The 19,546-nt window shown below is 73.7% G+C and carries 2 protein-coding genes (1 of these 2 only partly in view); both read right to left on the bottom strand.

Annotation, left to right across the window (positions count from 1 at the left end; all coding sequences use genetic code 11):
* Positions 1-8,342, bottom strand: an 8,342-nt coding sequence (locus tag ITX44_RS39710; protein ID WP_205364853.1) for a non-ribosomal peptide synthetase, incomplete at its 3' end; no start/stop codon positions are given.
* Positions 8,339-19,546, bottom strand: the 3' end of a protein-coding gene (locus ITX44_RS39705; protein WP_307795707.1) for a non-ribosomal peptide synthase/polyketide synthase. It continues 18,147 nt past the right edge of the window; only the last 11,208 of its 29,355 coding nucleotides appear in the window; its start codon lies off the right edge, out of view; it ends in the stop codon at positions 8,339-8,341. The genes ITX44_RS39710 and ITX44_RS39705, both read right to left, overlap by 4 nt.

Raw genomic sequence — 19,546 nt, 5'->3', positions numbered from 1 at the left:
CACGACAACAAACTCCCCACACCCCCATGAGAAACCACCACCCCCTTCGGACGACCCGTCGACCCCGAAGTAAACATCACATAAGCCGCCTGACCCGGCAACGGCCCACCCACACCCGACACACCCGGAACACCCGAAGAATCAACACTCGACGCATTCACCACATCGGCGGAATCACCAACCAGCCCCGGAAGATCGGCAGAATCAACAACCAGCCGCGCCCCCGAATCAGCAATGATCGCAGCGATCCGCTCAGCAGGATAATCCGGATCAACAGGAACGAAAGCCGCACCCGACTTCCACACCGCCAGCAACACCACAATCAACTCCACCGACCGCGGGAGCACCACAGCAACCGGCACCTCCACACCCGCACCCCGCGCCACCAGACCAGCCGCAACCCGCGACGACCACGCATCCAACTCCCCATACGACACAACAGTCCCCTCGAACACAACCGCCACCGCATCCGGCGTCCGCGCCACCCACCCCGCAAACAACCCCAACACCGAATCAGACACAACAGCAGGCACAGAATCAGACACCGAGTCAGGCACCGAACCCAGCACCGATTCAGGCACAGCGGCAACACCCGTACCGCCCCACTCCTCCAAACACCGCACCTCCGACTCGTCCAGCACCGGCAGCCGGCTCACCCGCACCCCCGGATCAGCCACCCCCGCACCCAGCAACCGAACGAAACGATCCACCAACCCCCGCACCGACGACTCGTCGAACAACTCCGCCGCATACACCACCGAACCCGTCACACCATCCGGCACACCATCGGAAGTGAACTGCTCCACGAACGAGAACTCCAGGTCGAACCGGGCCGTAGCGCCCTCGCCCCGCAGCGGTGTCAGCTCCACGCCGGGCAACTCCACCGGCCGGGTGACCGCGCTCTGCACGTCGAGCATGACCTGGAAGAGCGGATGGCGAGCCAGCGACCGCTCCGGCGCCAACTCCTCCACCAACCGCTCGAACGGCACATCCTGATGATCGAACGCCCCCAGCGCCGACTCCCGCACCCGACCCAGCACATCAGCAAACGACGGATCACCCGACACATCAACCCGCAACACCAGCGTATTCACAAAAAACCCGACCAAACCCTCCAACCCCGCATCCAACCGCCCCGCCACCGGCGTACCCAACGACACATCCGAACCCGCACCCAACCGCGACAACACAGCCACCACCGCAGCCTGCACCACCATGAACACCGTCACCTGATACTCACGCGCCACAGAACGCAAGCGCACATGCAACTCCGGCGAAACCACCAACGGCACCACACCCCCCACATGCCCCGCCCGCGCCGGCCGAGGACGATCCGTCGCCAACGCCAACTCCACCGGCGCACCCGCCAACCGCGCACGCCAATAAGCAAGCTGACCGTTGAGCAGACTCCCCGGGTCCTCGTCGTCGCCCAGGAGTTCGTGCTGCCACAGCGCGTAGTCCGCGTACTGGACCGGCAGCGGTGTCCACTGTGGTGCCTGCCCGGCCCGCCGGGCCTCGTACGCCGACGCCAGGTCGCGCCAGAGCGGCCCCATCGACACGCCGTCGCCGGCGATGTGGTGCAGCACGATGACCAGGACGAATTCCTCGGCGCCGACGGCGAACAAGCGGACCCGCAGGGGCAGGTCGGCGGCGAGATCGAAGGGGTACGCGGCCTCCCGGGCGACCCGCTCGCGTACCTCGCCCGGTTCGACGGCTTCCAGGACCAGCCGCACGCCGGCCCCCGGTTCGAGGACCTGCTGCGCGGGCCGGCCGTCGATCAGCACGAACCGGGTGCGCAGCGTCTCGTGCCGGTCGACCACGTCGGTCAGGGCCGACCGCAGCGCGCCCACGTCGAGGCGGCCCTCGACGCGCATCACCATCGGGATGTTGTAGGTCGCATTCGGGCCGTCCAGCCGGTTGAGGAACCACAGGCGGCGCTGGGCGAACGACAGCGGCAGCACGCTCGGGCGCGGGCCGGCGACCACCGGCGGGCGCGCGGTCCCGGCCGCCTCGATGAGACGCAGGACGCCGGTCACCGTCGGGTCCTCGAACATCTCCCGCAGGCCGATGTCGATGCCGAACACGGCCCGGATCCGGCCGACCAGCGTGATGGCCAACAGCGAGTGACCGCCGAGGGCGAGGAAGCTGTCCCGCGGGCCGACCGAGGCGACGCCCAGGACCTCGGCGAAGACGGTGCGCAGGATCTCCTCCCGGCCGTCCCGGGCGACCGGCCGGTCCGGCGTGGCCGCGGTGGCGCCGGGCTCGGGCAGGGCCCGCCGATCGACCTTGCCGTTGGCCGTCAGCGGCAGGGCGCCGAGGGTGACGAACGTGCTCGGGACCATGTACTCAGGCAGCCGCGCGGCGAGGTGTTCGCGCAGGTCGGCACCGTCCCCGCCGACCACGTAGGCGACCAGCCGCCGATCGTCGGCCTCGCCGCCGCGCGCGACCACCACCGCCTGGTCGACGAGCCCGCCGGCGCGCAGCACCGCCTCGATCTCGCCGGGCTCGACCCGGAAGCCGCGGACCTTGACCTGCTCGTCGGCGCGGCCGACGTACTCGAGCACCCCGCCGGCACCCCAGCGCGCGACGTCGCCGGTGCGGTAGAGCCGTTCGCCGGGCGTACCGAAGGGATCGGCGACGAACCGCCCGGCCGTCAGCCCGCCGCGGGCCAGGTAGCCGCGGGCCACTCCGGCGCCCGCGAGGTAGAGCTCTCCGGCCACACCGGCGGGCACCGGGCGGAGCCGGTCGTCGAGCACGTACGCGCGGGTGTTGTGGATCGGCCGCCCGACCGGCACGACCTCGCCGTCGCGGGCCGGGTCGCACTCCCAGGCGGTCACCAGCACCGTGGTCTCAGTGGGTCCGTACGGGTTGCGGATGCGCAGTCCAAGGGCGGCCTCGGCCCGGTCGCGGATCGCGGCGGTCAGCGGCTCCCCGCCGGCGAACACCAGCCGCAGGCTCGGGCACCGCGCCGCGTCCCGTTCCTGGACGAAGGCGGCCAGCATCGAGGGGACGAACTGCGTCACCGTGACGCCCGCGGAGGCGATCAGGCGGGCCAGGTAGCGGGGGTCGCGGTGCCCGTCGGGGGCGGCCACCACGATCGACGCCCCGGCCAGCAGTGGCCAGAAGAGCTCCCAGACCGACGGGTCGAACACCAGCGGCGTCTTGAGCATGACGCGGTCGGCCGGGGTGAGGGCGTACTCGTCCTGCATCCAGCTCAGCAGGTTGACCACGCCGGCGTGGGTGACGACCACGCCCTTGGGCTCGCCCGTCGACCCGGACGTGTAGATCACGTACGCGGGGTGGCCGGGCAGCACGCGGCCACCCCGGTCGGCGTCCGTCACGGGGTCGCCGGACTGGTCCGCCTCCTCGGAGCCGACGACGATCACCGTCCCGGTCAGCCCGGCCGTGTCCTCGTCGGCCAGCGTCACCTGGGCCCCCGCGTCGCGCAGCACCGAGCGCAGGCGCTGCGGCGGATGGTCGGGGTCGAGCGGGACGTACGCGCCGCCGGCCTTGAGCACCGCCAGCACCGCTACCAGCACACCGGCCGAGCGGCGCATCGCCACGCCGACCCGCGACTCGGGCCCCACCCCGGCGTGGATCAGCCGCCGTGCCAGCCGGTTGGACCGGGTGTCCAGCTCGGCGTACGTCATCCGTTCGTCGCCGTCCACGACCGCCACGGCCTCGGGCGTACGCGTGGCGAGCAGTTCCAGCAGGGTCCCGCCGGGCACCGCCGTGCCGGTGGCGTTCCATTCGACGAGCTGGCGCCGCACCGCAGCCTCGTCGAGCACCGGAACGGCGTCCAGTGCCGTGCCCGGGTCGTTCTCGAGGGCGGACACCACGCCGCGGGTGACCGTCAGCATCAGGGCTGCCACGTCGACGGCGTCGATCGGCGCCACGGCCTGGACGGTGAAGCCGAAGCCGCCGGGGCCGAAGTCGTCGACGGCGCCGGCCAGCGGATAGTGGGTGCGGTCCTCCGCGAGGATCTGCCGGAAGCCCTCGGGGGCGCGGCCCGGTTCGGTTCCGGTGACCCCGGTGTTCTGGCGGTAGTTGAGGGCCGCCGTGAACAACGGCGACGGCGCGGCCACCCCGCTGCCCCGCTGCGCGACCGCGAGCGAGGCGTGCTCGTGGGCCATCAGGTCGGCGAGCTGCCGCTGCATCGCGTGCACGGCCGCTTCGACGCCGAGGCCGGCCGTGTGCGCGTACACCGGCAGGGTGTTGTTGAAAAGCCCGGCGACCCGGTCGGCGCCGGTGCCACCCTGCATCCGGCCCAGCATCACGGTGCCGAAGACGACGTCGGCGCGGCCGGACACCGAGGCCAGGACCCGCGACCAGATCACGTGGAACACGACGGCCGGGCTGACCCCCGCCAGCCGGGCCCGCTCGCGCAGGCGCTCGGCCAGCGCGAGCGGGATCATCACCCGGTGCTCGCGGATGCCGGCACCACCGCCGGGCAGGTCGAGCACGCCGTACGGCACCGTCGGCTCGTGCACGCCGGAGAGCAGCCCGGCGAAGTAGGCCTCGTGCTCGGCCTCCGGCACGGCCAGCCGGGCCTGACCGACGAACTCGCGGTAGGGCAGGACCGGGGCCAGCTCGGCCGCCCGGCCGGCCCGGATCGTCTCGACCTCGCCGAGCAGCAGGTCCATCGTGACGTGGTCGTGCTGGATGTGGTGCGTGCGCAGCACCAACAGCCAGGACTCGCCGCCCGAGCGGGGATCCGCCGCGACGTGCACGTCCAGCAGCGGCGCCCGGCCCAGGTCCATCGGCTCCGCGCACCGGGCGAGCAGTGCCTGGACCGGGTTCTCCAGCGCCGCCGGCCCGCTCAGGTCCACTTCGGTCACCGGCAGGGCGACCCGGCGGTGGACGACCTGGACGGCGTGCGGCAGCCCCTTCCAGGCCAGGCAGCTGCGCAGGATGTCGTGCCGGGCGACGACCTGCTCCCAGGCGCTCAGGAAGGCGTCGAGCCGGTCCCGGGAGTCGAACTCGAACACCTGCCGGGCCAGGTACGGGTCACGCCCGTCGCCCGAGCCGAGGTTGTGCAGGAAGAACAGCCCTTCCTGAAGGGGCGCGAGCGGGTAGATGTCCAGCACGTTGGCCGCTCCGCCGGGCACACCAGCGACCACGGTGGCCAGTTCTTCGGTGGTCAGGGCGGCCAGCGGCACCATTTCGGCGGTGATCCGCTCGGGGTGCTCCGGGATGGACACCGGCGGCACCTCGACCCGCTCGCGGCCGGCCACCGCGGCCAGCCGAGCCGGGGTCGGCTCGGCGAACAGCGTACCGACGTCGACGGAGACCCCACGGGCGCGCAGCCGTTCGATCAGCCGCACCGCCAGCAGCGAGTGGCCGCCCAGGCGGAAGAAGTCGTCCTCGACGCCGACCACGTCGCGGCGCAGCACCTCGGCGAAGGCGGCACAGATGATCTGTTCCCGTACGGTCCGCGGCGCGCCCCCGGCCCCGCCGCCGACGACCGGGGCGGGCAGGGCCGCCCGGTCCACCTTGCCGTTCGGCGTCAGCGGCAGCGCCGGCAGCTCGACGAACGCCGCGGGCACGAGGTGCTCAGGCAGATGCTTCGCCCCGTACGCCCGCAGCCCGTCCGCCACCGCACCGTCGCCGAGCGGCACCACGTACGCGACCAGCCGCCGCCCGCCCGGGCCGTCGTCGCGGACGGTGATCACGACGTCGGCGACCAGGCCGCTCGCGCCGAGGACGGCCTCGACCTCGCCCGGCTCGACCCGGAAGCCACGGATCTTGACCTGGTCGTCGGCACGGCCGGCGAAGACCAGCTCGCCGCCGGCCGTCCAGGACACCCGGTCCCCGGTGCGGTACATCCGGGCGCCGCGGCCGCCGAACGGGTCGGCGACGAAGCTCTGCCCGGTCAGGTCCGGCCGGCCCAGGTAGCCGCGCGCGACCCCGGCGCCGGCGACGTACAGGTCCCCCACGATGCCCGGCGCCACCGGGGCCAGGCCGTCGTCGAGGACGTAGACGCGGGTGTTGTCGTTGGGGGTGCCGATCACCGGCTCGCCGGCCGGGTCGAGGGCGGCGGTCATCGTCGCGCACACGGTCACCTCGGTCGGCCCGTACGCGTTGACGAACCTGCGCCCCGCCGCCCAGCGCGCCACCTGTTCCCGGCCGAGCGCCTCCCCGGCGGACACGAGCGTGGTCACCCCGGTCAGGGCGGCCGGCGCCAGCATCGACAACACCGCCGGCGGCAGCGTCGCGTGGGTCACCCCGTGCCGGGCGATGACCGTCTCCAGCCCGGCCCCGGGCAGCAGTTCGTCCGCGGCGGCGATGACGAGCCGGGCGCCGGAGCACAGGGCCATCACCAGTTCCCAGGTGGCCGCGTCGAAGCCGGGCGACGCGAACTGCAGGACCCGGCTGTCCGGGCCCGTCCCGAACCGCCCGGCCTGCACGGCGGCGAGGTTGACCACGCTCGCGTGCTGGACCACCACGCCCTTGGGCACGCCGGTCGAGCCGGAGGTGTAGATCACGTACGCGGGATGATCGGGGCGCAGCGGGGCACGGCGGTCGGCGTCGGTGACCGGTTCGGCCGAGTACTCCTCCGCCGGGTCGGCCACCAGCACCGCGCGGTCACCGGCGAGGGCCGCGGTCCGTTCGCCGGCGAGCACCAGCGCGACCCCGGCGTCGCCGAGGATCAGGTCGATGCGCGACTGCGGGTAGGCCGCGTCGACCGGGACGTACGCGGCACCGGCTTTGAGGACCGCCACCAGCGCCACCACGAGCTCGATCGAGCGGTCGAGCACGACGCCGATCCGCGACTCGGGGCCGGCGCCCCGCTCGATCAGCGCCCGCGCCAGCCGGTTCGAGCGGCGGTCGAGATCCGCGTACGAGACGGTGGTGTCCCCGGCCACCAGCGCGACCGCGTCCGGCGTACGGCGGGCCTGCTCCGCCAGCAGCCCGGCCAGCGTTCCCGGGGCGCCGCCGGTCGCCGTGTCGTTCCAGGCGGTCAGTACCTTCCACGACTCGTCCGCGTCGAGCAGCGGCAGCCGGCTCACCCGGGTCGACGGGTCCGCCACCGCCGCGGTCAGGATGCGGGTCAGCCGCTCGCCGAAGCGGTGCACGGTCTCGTCGTCGAACAGGTCGCGGGCGAACACGATCGACCCGGCCAGCCCCTGGGGGCGGCGGTCGTCGGTGAAGCGAGCGATGAACGTGAACTCGAGGTCGACCCGGGCCGACGTGGTGGCACCGGGCACGGCCTCCGCACGCAGCCCCGGCAAAGCGGTGACCTGACCGGCCGCGCCGCCCTCGGCCCGCGTGCTCTGGCTGTTCTCCAGGGTGACCATGACCTGGAACAACGGGTGCCGGGCCAGGGAGCGCTCCGGCGCGAGGCCCTCGACCAGCCGCTCGAACGGCACGTCCTGGTGCTCGTACGCGGCGAGACCGACCGCCCGCGTCCGCGCGACCAGGCCGGCGAACGTGGGATCGCCGGACACGTCGGTGCGCAGCACGAGGTTGTTGACGAAGAATCCGACCAGGTCGTCCAGGGCGGCGTCGGTCCGCCCGGCCACCGGCGTGCCGATCGGGATGTCGGTGCCCGCACCGAGCCGGGACAACAGCACCGCCACCGCGGCCTGCACCACCATGAACTCGGTGGCCTGCTGGTCGCGGGCGAACGCTCGCAGCCGGTCGTGGACGTCGGCCGGGATCTCGAAGGTGACGGCGCCGCCGCGATAGCTGGCCACCGGCGGGCGCGGCCGGTCGGACGGCAGCGGCAGCTCCTCGGGGAGGCCGGCCAGCGCCTCCCGCCAGTAGTCCATCTGCTTGGTGAGCAGGCTGGCGGAGTCGTCCTCCGCGCCGAGCAGTTCCCGCTGCCACAGGGTGTAGTCGGCGTACTGGACCGGCAGTTCCTCCCACCCGGGTTCCCGGCCGCCGACCCGCGCCGTGTACGCCGTACCGATGTCACGCCAGAGCGGGCCCATCGACCAGCCGTCGCCGGCGATGTGGTGCATGACGACGGCGAGCACCCACTCGTTGCCGGACAGCTCGAACAGCGTGGCCCGCACGGGGATGTCCACGGCCAGATCGAACCGGTACGTCGTGGCGGCCCGCATCAGCTCCGGCAGCGTCTCACGGGTGGCGGGCACGGCCGGCAGCGTGACCGGCACCTCGCCGGGCCGCGTGATCTCCTGGTACGGCAGCCCGTCCACCGTGGTGAACCGGGTGCGCAGGCTCTCGTGCCGGGCGAGCACGTCGGCCAGCGCCTGTTCGAGGGCCGCCCGGTCGAGCACGCCGGTCAGCCGTACCACCAGATTCGTGTTGTAGACACCCTCGTCCAGAACCTGATCGAGAAACCACAGACGACGCTGGCCGTACGAGGCGGGGATCACGATGAACTCCTTCGATCGGCGGAACTGTCGTCCGGTCGCATGCGGCGCAGGGCAGGCCGTACGGGGGCGGTGGGATCGATCCGGGTGACCAGCCCGGCGACCGTGGGTGCCTCGAAGACGTCGCGCAGGGCGATCTCGACCCCGAGCCGGGCCCGGATCACCGACACCAGACGGGTCGCCAGCAGCGAGTGGCCGCCCAGCGCGAAGAAGTTGTCGTCGATCCCGACGCGCGGGAGCCCGAGCAGCTCGGCGAAGACCGCGCACAGGCCCTCCTCCCGCGGGTTGCGGGGCTCGCGGCCGCCGGAGAGGGCCACCGCGGCGTCGGGGTCGTCCCGGGACACCTCCACGAGGACCAGGCCGACCGGGCCGGGCCAGCGCTGCGCCAGCCAGTCCCGCAGCTCCCCGGCGCCGAGTTCGCCGGTCGCCACGACGTAGGCGGTCAGCTCGTCTCCCCGGGCCAGCACCGCGGCTCCGGCCACGCCGGGGTGGCCGGCCAGCACCGACCGCAGCGCGCCGGGATCGAGCAGCCCGTCCGGGGCGGGCGTACCGAGCGGCTCGATCCGGCCGTCCGGGGTCCAGCGGGCCGGGAAGCCGGTGCGGAACAGCCGTCCGCCGCGGGCCCCGAACGGATCCGGTACGAATCGCCGGGCGGTACGCGCGGGGTCGCCGTCGTAGCCGGGCGCCACCTGGACCCCCGCGACGTACAGCTCGCCGGGCGCGCCGATCGGCACCGGCCGCAGCCGGCCGTCCAGCACGTAGACCCGGGTGTTGCCGACGGGCCTGCCGTCCGCGAGCACCGTCCCCGAGGTCTCCGGGAAACCGGTGCCCGTCGCGGCCCCGTCGACGAGCACCAGCCTCGGGTCGGTACGCGGGGACTCGCCGGCGAACGCGGCCCGGCCGGCCGGCGAGAACAGGGCCGTGGTCACTCCCCGGTCCTCGATCAGGTCGGCCAGGTAGCGGGCGTCGCGGTGGCCGCCGGGCCGGGCCAACACGAGTTCGGCGCCGGCGGCCAGGCCGAGCCAGACCTCGTCGTGGAACGAGTTCGCGCTCACCGGTGCCTGGACCAGCACCCGTTCGCCGGCCTCGAGCAGGTCGCGCCCCTGCCAGGACACCCGGTTGACCAGCGCGGGGTGCGTCACCGCGACGCCGCCGCCCGGACCGTACGTCAGGTAGGCCGCCGGGCCCGGGAGGAAAGCGCCGGTCGGCTCGCCGTCGAGCGCCGCGTCCAGATCCGCACCGGTCAGCACCAGCGTCACGCCCAGCTCGCCGGTCGTCGCCGTGATCCCCTCGGCCGACGTCGCGGGGTCGATCAGCACGTACGCCGCCCCCGCGCGCAGCACGCCGGACATCCAGCAGATCAGCTCCGCCGAGGCCGCCGCCACGAGCGCCACTCGCGAGCCCGGCCGCACGCCCCGGGCGGCGAGCGCGGCGGCCGCCTGACCGGACCGCTTCGCCAGCTGCTCGTACGTGATCGGTCGCCGGGCGTCGCCGATCGCCGTCGCGTCCGGCGTCGCGCGGGCGTGCCGGTCGATCAGCTCGACGACCGAGGCGGCGGGCAGCGGCCGATCCGTGGCGTTCCAGGCGGTGAGGACCCGGTCGCGGGTGGCGTCGCCCAGCACCGGGATCCGGTCCAGCGGCGTCTGCGGCGCCCGCTCCAGCGCGTCCACCACGCCCGCGGTCGCCGTCCGCAGCACCTCCACGACCGTCCCGGCGTCGATCGGGACCGCCGCCTGCACCACGAACTCGAAGCCGGCCGTGCCCGGGTCGTTGATGGACACCGTCAGCGGGTAGTTGGTCCGCTCCTGTCCCCAGACCTGCTCGAACTCCGCCGCCGGGAGATCCCCGGCCGGCTCGGCGGGGACAGCGGTGTAGCGGTAGTTGAGGATCGCGGTGAACAGCGGGTCAGGCGCTGTCACGCCGCTGCACCGCTGGGCGAGCGCGAGCGACGCGTGTTCGTGGGCCATCAGGTCGGCGAGTCGGCCCCGCATGGCCCGGACGGCGTCGGCGACCCCGACTCCGGCCGTCGCGGTCCGCACCGGCAGGGTGTTGAGGAAGACCCCGGCCGCACGGTCCGCGCCCGCGCCCGCCTGCAGCCGGCCGAACAGGACGGTACCGAAGGCGACGTCCGCGCGGCCGGACATGGCGGCCACCGCCCGCGACCAGATGACGTGGAACAGCGTCGCCGGGCTCACCCCGGCCGCGCGGGCCCGCTCCCGTACGCGGGTGGCGACGTCGTCGTCGAGGGCCACCCGCACCTCGCGGACGTCGCCGCCGTCCCCCCGCACGTCGAGGACGCCGAACGGCGCGGTGGGCTCGGTGACGTCGCCGAGCAGCCCGGAGAAGTACCGTTCATGTTCGGCCCTCGGCACGCTAAGCAGCGCCTGAGCGACGAACTCCCGGTACGGCCGGGGCGGCGCGAGCTCGTCGGCGCGGCCGGCCAGGATCTCCCGCACCTCGGCCAGCGCGACGTCGATGGTGGTGTGGTCCTGCACGATGTGGTGGCTGCGCAGCACCACCAGCTGACGGCCGGTGCCCGGCTCGGCGGCGAGGTGGGCGTCCATCATCGGCGCGATCGCGACGTCGATCGGCTGCGCGCAGCGCTCCAGCAGCCATGCGACCGCCCGCTCGCCCTCTTCTGCGCCCGCGTGGCCGTGATCGACGACCGGCATCGTGGCGCGCCGGTGCACCACCTGCACGGCGTACGGCAGGGAGTCCCAGGCCAGGGCGGTGCGGAAGATGTCGTGCCGGTCGACGACCCGCTGCCAGGCGGCCAGGAACGCGTCGGCCTCCGCCCGGGAGGCGAACCTGAGCACCGTACGCATCAGGTAGGGATCGTCGTCGCCCGCGCCCGCCCGGAGCTGATGGTGGAAGAACAGCCCCTCCTGCAGCGGGCCGAGGGGGTAGACGTCGGCGATGCCACGGGCGCCGCCGGGCACGCCGGCTGCGACCGTGGCAAGCTGCTCGGTGCTCAGCCCGGACAGCGGCACCATCTCGGCGGTGATCTCGTGCGCCTCGTCCGGGATCAGGCACGGCGGTACCTCGACCGGCGCGCGACCGGCGACGGCGGCCAGCCGGGCGACGGTCGGCTCGGCGAACAGCGTGCGGACGTCCACCGACACCCCGCGCGAGCGCAGCCGTTCGATGAGCGTCACCGCGAGCAGCGAGTGGCCGCCGAGGTCGAAGAAGCTGTCGTCGACGCCGACCGAGGCGACGTCGAGCACCTCAGCGAACGCCGCGCAGAGGATCTCCTCGCGGACCGTCTCCGGCCCGCGGCCGCCGGAGGCCGTCCGGTCGCGGCCGGGAGCCGGCAGGGCCGCCCGGTCCAGCTTGCCGTTCGGGGTCACCGGCAGCGCGTCGAGGCGGACGAACGCGGACGGCACCAGGTGCTCGGGCAGGCGCCCGGCCACCGAGGCCCGGACGGCGGCCAGATCCACCGGGCCGTCCGGGACGACGTAGGCGACCAGCCGCCGGTCGCCGGGCTGGTCCTCGCGCACGACCACGGCCGCGCGGGCGACCCCTGGCTCGGCGGCCAGGGCCGCGGCGATCTCCCCGGGCTCGATCCGGACACCCCGCACCTTCAGCTGGTCGTCCGAGCGGCCCAGGTATTCCAGCACCCCGTGCCGCGTCCACCGGACGACGTCGCCGCTGCGGTACAGCCGGGCCCCCGGGGTGTTCGGGTCGGCGACGAACCGCTGCCCGCTCAGGCCCGGCCGGCCCTGGTAGCCGCGGGCCACTCCGGCGCCGGCGATGTACAGCTCGCCCGGCACGCCGACCGGCACCGGGCGCAGCCCGTCGTCGAGCACGTAGAGGCGGGTGTTCGGCAGGGGGCGCCCGATCGGCACGGTCTCGCCGTCGGCGTCCCGGTCGCACCGCCATACGCTGGCCAGCACCGTGGCCTCGGTCGGGCCGTACTGGTTGTGCACCGGGACCCCGAACAGCGCCTCGGCCTCGTCGCGCAGCCGGGCCGGCAGAGCCTCGCCGGCGCAGAACAGCCACCGGACGTGTCCCGCTCCCGCCGTGGCCCGGCGCACGTAGGCGGCCAGCATCGACGGCACGAACTGCAGCACCGTCACCCGTTCCCGCTCGATGAGGGCCGCCAGGTACGCCGGGTCACGGTGACCGTCCGCCGCCGCGACCACGATCGTCGAGCCCTGCAGCAGCGGCCAGAACACCTCCCAGACCGACACGTCGAACACGGTGGGCGACTTCAGCAGCACCCGGTCGTCCGCGGTCAGCCCGTAGCGGTCCTGCATCCCGGCCAGCAGGTTCAGCACGCCGGCGTGGGTGACCACCACGCCCTTCGGGGTACCGGTCGACCCGGAGGTGTACATGACGTACGCGGCGTTCGCCCCGATGGCCGGCGTCGCGAACGGGGCCTCGCCGTCCGGTGCCTCGCCGGCCGGTGCCGGGCCGTCGTCCACCACCAGTACGGGGACCTCGGCCGAAACGGCGGTCAGCGGGACGTCGGCCAGGATCAGCTCGGCGCCGCAGTCCCGGATCAGCCAGCCGGTGCGCTCGGCCGGGTAGCCCGGGTCGATCGGCACGTACGCGCCACCGGCCTTGAGCACGGCCAGCAGGGCCACGAGCAGCCGCTCCGAGCGGTCCATCAGCACCGCGACCCGGGACTCCGGACCCACCCCGCGCCCGGCCAGCTCGCGGGCCAGCCGGTCGGAGCGCCGATCGAGCTCGCGGTAGGACAGGTGCCCGCCCTCGAAGGTGAGCGCGACGGCCTCCGGGGTCCGGGCCGCCTGCTGCGCGAACAAGCCGGGCAGGGTGCCGGGCGGGACCGGCATGGCGGTGTCGTTCCAGCCGGTCAGCATCTGCCTGCTGTCGGCGTCGTCGAGCACCGCCACCCGTTCCAGCGCGCTGCCCGGGTCGGTGGCCAGCGCCTCGACGAGGGAGACGGTGGCCGCCTTCAGCATGGCGGCCACCGCGCCCGCGTCGATCGGGGCGGTCGCCTGCACCACGAACTCGAATGCGACCGGGGCGCCCGGGCCGGCGTCGTTGACCGACACCAGCAGCGGATAGTTCGTACGTTCCTCGCCCCACAGCTGCTCGGCGTCGTCGGTGACCGGCGGCGGCACCTGCGGCCCGTCACCAGCACCGGGCACACCGGTATGCCGGTAGTTGAACAGAGCCGTGAACAACGGCGCCGGCGCCGGCACCCGCGACGCCCGCTGGGCCAGGGCCAGCGACGCATGCTCGTGCACCATCAACTCGGCCAGCTGATCCCGCATCCCCCGAACCGCATCCGCCACCGACACCGCACCCGTACGGGCATACACCGGCAGCGTATTGATGAACAGGCCCGGCACCCGGTCACCACCCGCACCGGCCTGCACCCGCCCGAACAGGATCGTCCCGAACACAACGTCCTCACGGCCGGCCATCACCGCCAACGCCCGCGACCAGGCCACATGCAGCACCGTCGCAGCACTCACCCCCAACCGCCGCGCCTGCTCCCGCACCTGCCCGGCCACCTCAGCGGGCAACGCCACCCGCGCCTCCGAAACACCCGTACCGTCCCCACGCACATCCAGCACACCGAACGGCGCCGTCGGCTCCGACACACCACCCAGCAACCCGGCGAAGTACTCCTCATGCTCCGCCCTCGACACCGCCAGCAGCGCCTGCCCCACGAACTCCCGATACGGCAACGACGGCGGCAACTCACCCTGCCGACCCTCCACAAACGCACGCACCTCCGCCAGCACCACATCAATCGTCGTGTGGTCCTGCACGATGTGATGGCTGCGCAGCACCAGCAGCCACCGGTCACCGCCCGGTTCGGCCGCTACGTACGCGTGCATCAGCGGCGCCCGGGTCAGATCCATCGGCTCGGCGGCCCGTTCCAGCAGCCACGCGACGGGGTCCGCGCCCGCGGGGGCGGTGGCCCGATCGACCTCGGTGACCGGCATGACCGCCCCGCGCCGAACCACCTGCACCGGGTACGGCAGGCCCTCCCAGACCACGCTGCTGTGCAGGATGTCGTGCCGGTCGATCACCTGTTGCCAGGCGGCCAGGAAGGCGTCGAGCCCGGAGCGGTGGCCGAACCGCAGCACCACGTCGAGCAGGTACGGATCGTGGGCGTCGGCCTCGTGCAGCCGGTGGTGGAAGAACAGGCCCTCCTGCAGTGGGGCGAGCGGGTACACGTCGGCGATCTCGGCCGCCCCGCCCGGGATCTGGGCGGCAACGGTGGCCAGTTGCCCGGTGGTGAGGCCGGACAGCGGCACCATCTCGGCGGTGATCGCCGCGGGGTTCTCCGGGATGAGCACCGGGGGCACCTGCACCCGTTCGCGGCCGGCCACGGCCGCCAGGCGGGCCACCGTCGGCTCGGCGAACAGGGTGCGCACGTCGACCGAGACGCCCCGGGCCCGCAGCCGCTCCACGAGCGTCACCGCGAGCAGCGAGTGACCGCCGAGGTCGAAGAAGCTGTCGTCGACGCCGACCGTGTCGAGCCCGAGCACCTCGGCGAACACGGCGCAGAGGATCTCCTCGCGGGCGGTCTGCGGGCCGCGGCCCTTCGTCGCGCCGACGAACTCGTCCGCCGGCAACGCCCCACGGTCGACCTTGCCGTTGCCGGTCAGGGGCAGCGCCTCCAGGGCCACGAACACCGAGGGCAGCATGAACTCCGGCAGCACCCGCGCGAGAGCCACCCGCAACGCGGCCTGATCGACCCCATCGGCACTCTCCGCAGGCACCACATAGGCCACCAACCGCTTACCACCCGGCCCGTCCTCACGCGCGGTCACCACCGCCTGGGCGACCTCCGGCAACCCGGTCAGCGCCGCCTCGACCTCACCCGGCTCGACCCGGAACCCGCGCACCTTCACCTGATCATCGACACGACCGGCGAACTCCAGCAGCCCGTCGGCGGTCCACCGGGCCAGGTCACCCGTGCGATACAGACGCCCGCCGGAACCGCCGAACGGATCGGCGACGAAGCGCTCGCCGGTCGGGCCCGAGCGGCCGAGATAACCACGAGCCATCCCCGCACCCGCCAGATACAACTCACCGGCCACTCCCACCGGCACCGGGCGCAGACGATCGTCCAGCACATACACCCGGGTGTTGTCCATCGGACGACCGACCGGCAACACCCCACCCACCTGCGACACGTCGGTGAACGCCACCTGCGTCACACACAACGTCATCTCCGTCGGCCCGTACGTATTACGGACCACAATCCCCGGCACCGCTTCCAGCACCCGCGACACCGCCTCGGCCGGCACCACATCACCACCCGTACTCACCTCGACAAGGCCCCCGAACGCCCCCGGATCCTCCAGAGCCACCACCCGGAACAGCCCAGCCGTCAGGTGCACATGAGTCAGCCCGTGCTCGGCCACCGACCGGCGCAACACCGAAGCATCGAAACGCTCCGGACCCGCAACCACCACCGTGCCACCCGAAACCAACGGCACCCAGAGCTCGTACACCGACGCGTCGAACCAATGCGGAGCACGCATCAACACCCGCGCGCGGCCCTCGAACCCCCAGCACCGGTCGGAAACCAGATCCACCACGTCACGGTGACTGACGCAGACCCCCTTCGGCCGACCGGTCGAGCCCGAGGTGAACATGACGTACGCGCCCGCGCCGGGGTGACGTCGGATGCCGGGGTCGGTTCCCGGCCGGCCGGCCGCCGCCCGTTCGGCCTCCGCGACCATCAGCACGGCGACCGGCTCGGGCAGTCCGTGGTCGGTGGAGTCGGTGAGCACCAGAGCCACGCCGGCGTCGGCGAACAGGGCCGTTGTCCGGGCCGGCGGATAACCCGGATCCAGCGGGACGTACGCTCCCCCGGTCTTGGCCACCGCGAGCAGGGTCACCACGAGTTCGGCCGAGCGGCTCATCAGGACGCCCACCCGGACCTCCGGGCGTACGCCGCGGTCGATCAGCAGCCGCGCCAGGCGGTTGGCCCGCTCGTCCAGCTGTGCGTAGGTGAGTTCGACGCCGTCGGCGACGAGCGCCGGGGCGTCCGGATGCTCGGCGGCGCGGGCCGCGAACAGGTCCGCCGCGGTCGCGGACGGGCCCGGCCGCGCGGTGTCGTTCCAGCCGGTCACCACCTGGTCGAGACCGGCCTCGTCGAGCACCGCGACGGCGTCGAGGCGGCGGCCGGGCGAGCCGGCGAGCGCCTCGATCACGCCGAGCGTCGCCGTGCGGAACAGGGCGGCCACCGCCTCGGGCTCGATCGGCCCGACCGCCTGCACGGCCAGCCCGAAGCCGTCACCGAAGTCGTCGACGGCCACGGTCAGCGGGTAGTTGGTGCGCTCCTGGGCCCAGACGACCTCGCCCTCGGTGCGCGGGCCCGTCGCCGACTCGCTGTGCCGGTAGTTGAGCACCGCGGTGAACAGCGGCGCGGGCGCGCTCACCCCGCCGGCCCGCTGGGCCAGGGCGAGCGGGGCGTGCTCGTGCGCCATCAGCCCGGCCAGGCTCGACCGCATCGCGTGGACGGCGTCGAGCACGGACAGGCCGGCGGTGCGGGCGCGCACCGGCAGGGTGTTGATGAACAGGCCCGGCACCTGAGCCGCGCCCGCGCCGGCCGCCATGCGTCCGAGCAGGATGGTGCCGAAGACGACGTCGTCGCGCCCGGAGACGGCCGCCAGGACCCGCGACCAGATCACGTGGAACACCGTGGCCGGGCTGACGCCGAGGCGGCGAGCCTGCTCGCGGAGTTGCCGTGCCGCGTCCGGCGGCAGGACGACCCGCGCCTCCGCCACGCCCCGGCCGTCACCGCGCACGTCGAGCACCCCGTAGGCGGCGGTCGGCTCGGTGACGTCGCCGAGCAGCCCGGCGAAGTACTCCTCGTGCTCCGACTGCGGGATGCCGAGCACGGCCTGCCCGACGAACTCCCGGTACGGCCGGGCCGGTGGCAACTGTTCCTCGCGGCCTTCCAGGAACGCCCGCACCTCGGCGAGGACGAGGTCGGTCGCGGTGTGGTCCTGCATGATGTGGTGCGCCCGTACGACCAGCAGCCACCGGTCGCTGCCCGGCTCGGCGGCGGCGATCGCGTCCATCAGCGGCGCCCGGCTCAGGTCCATCGGCTGCTCGCAGTGGCTCAGCAGCCAGCCCGCCGGGTCCGCGCCGTCCGGTCGGTCGGGGATCTCCATCTCGGCGACCGGCAGTTCCGCCGTGCGCAGCACCACCTGGACCGGATGCGGCAGGTCGCGCCAGAGCACGGCGGTCCGCAGGATGTCGTGCCGGTCGACGACCCGCTGCCAGGCGGCGACGAACGCGTCCAGGCGCTCCCGGGAGGCGAACCGGACGACCTGGCGGCTCAGGTAGAGCTCGGCGCCGTCGCTGGACTCCATCCGGTGGTGGAAGAAGATGCCCTCCTGCAGCGGCGCCAGCGGATAGACGTCGGCGACGTTGGCGGCCCCGCCGGGCACCGCGGCCGCCACGACGGCCAGGTGCTCGTCGGTGAGGCCGGCCAGCGGCACCATGGCGGCGGTGAGCTCGGTCGCGTCCGCCGGTATGAGGCACGGCGGGACGACCACCCGGTCCCGGGCCGGAGCGGCGGCGAGCCGGGCCACGGTCGGCTCCTCGAACAGGGTCCGCACGTCCACCGCCACCCCGGCGGCGCTCAACCGGTCGACCAGGGTGACCGCCAGCAGGGAGTGGCCGCCGAGGTCGAAGAAGTTGTCGTCGGCGCCGACCGTGCCGAGCCCGAGCACCTCGGCGAACACGGCGCCGATGAGCTCCTCGCGGACGGACCGCGGTCCCCGGCCGGTCGGCGCGCCGTCGTACGAGGGAGCGGGCAGCGCGGCGCGGTCCAGCTTGCCGTTGACGGTCAGTGGCAGCACGTCCAGCGGCACGAACGCCGACGGCATCAGGTGCTCGGGCAGATCGGCGGCCACCCGTTCCCGGGCCGTGGTCACCGCGGTCTCGGTGTCGCCGCCGGCCACCAGGTAGGCGACGAGGCGCTTGTCGCCCGGCACGTCCTCGCGGACCACCACCGCGGCCTGGGCGACCGTGGGCAGACCGGACAGGACGGCCTGGACCTCGCCCGGTTCGATCCGGAAGCCGCGGATCTTCGCCTGGTCGTCGGTGCGGCCGACGAACTCCAGCACGCCTCGGCCGTCGCGGCGCACCACGTCCCCGGTGCGGTACAGCCGGCCGCCGTCGCCGGCGAACGGGTCGGCGACGAAGCGCCCGCCGGTCAGACCGGGCCGGCCGCGGTAGCCCCGGGCCACTCCGGCGCCGGCGATATAGAGCTCGCCCGGCACTCCCGGCGGGACCGGCACGAGGTGGTCGTCGAGGACGTAGACCCGGGCGTTGGCGATGGGCCGCCCGATCGGTACGTGGCCGCTGTCCGCCGCCGGGTCGCACGGCCACTCCGTGGACAGCACGGTGGTCTCGGTGGGCCCGTACTGGTTCTGGACGGGCACCCCGAACAGCCGGTACGCGGCGTCGGCCACCGCGGGCGGCAGCGCCTCGCCGATGCAGCACACCCAGCGCAGGTCCGGGCAGTCCAGGGCAGGTACGGCGGGCACGAAGACGGCAAGCATCGACGGCACGAACTGCAGCACCGAGATCCGCTCCGCCGCGATCACCCGGGCCAGGTAGGCGGGGTCCCGGTGGCCCTGCGGCTCCGCCACGACGATCGCTGCTCCGCACACCAGCGGCCAGAAGAACTCCCAGACGGACACGTCGAACACCATCGGCGTCTTCAACAGCACCCGGTCGTCGGCGGTCAGCGCGTACCGGGACTGCATCCAGGACAGGAGGTTGACCACGTTGGCGTGGGTCACCATCACGCCCTTGGGTGTACCCGTCGACCCGGAGGTGTACATCACGTAGGCGGCGTTGCCCGGCACCGTCAGTCCGGCCACCGGTCCCGGGTCCGCACCCGAGTCCGGCTGCGGCACGACGATCAGGTGCCGCGGGCCGGCGTCGACACCGGCCGAGCGACCGTCGGCGACCACGACCTGCGCGCCCGAGTCGTCGAGGACGAAGGCGATCCGGGCCGGCGGGTAGTCCGGGTCCACCGGGACGTAAGCGCCGCCGGCCTTGAGGACCGCGAGCAGGACCGCGACAAGCTCGGCCGACCGGTCCATCACCACCGCCACCCGTGACTCCGGACCGACCCCGGCCGCGCGCAGGCGATGGGCCAGGCGGTTCGACCAGGCGTCCAGTTCGGCGTACGAGACGACGTCGCCCCCGGGCCGGACCAGAGCCGTCGCCGCCGGGGTCCGAACGGCCTG

It is taken from the genome of Actinacidiphila acididurans (genome assembly GCF_016918855.1).
GTDB lineage: Bacteria > Actinomycetota > Actinomycetes > Streptomycetales > Streptomycetaceae > Actinacidiphila > Actinacidiphila acididurans.
This window is presented reverse-complemented; position numbering and strand designations above follow the sequence as displayed.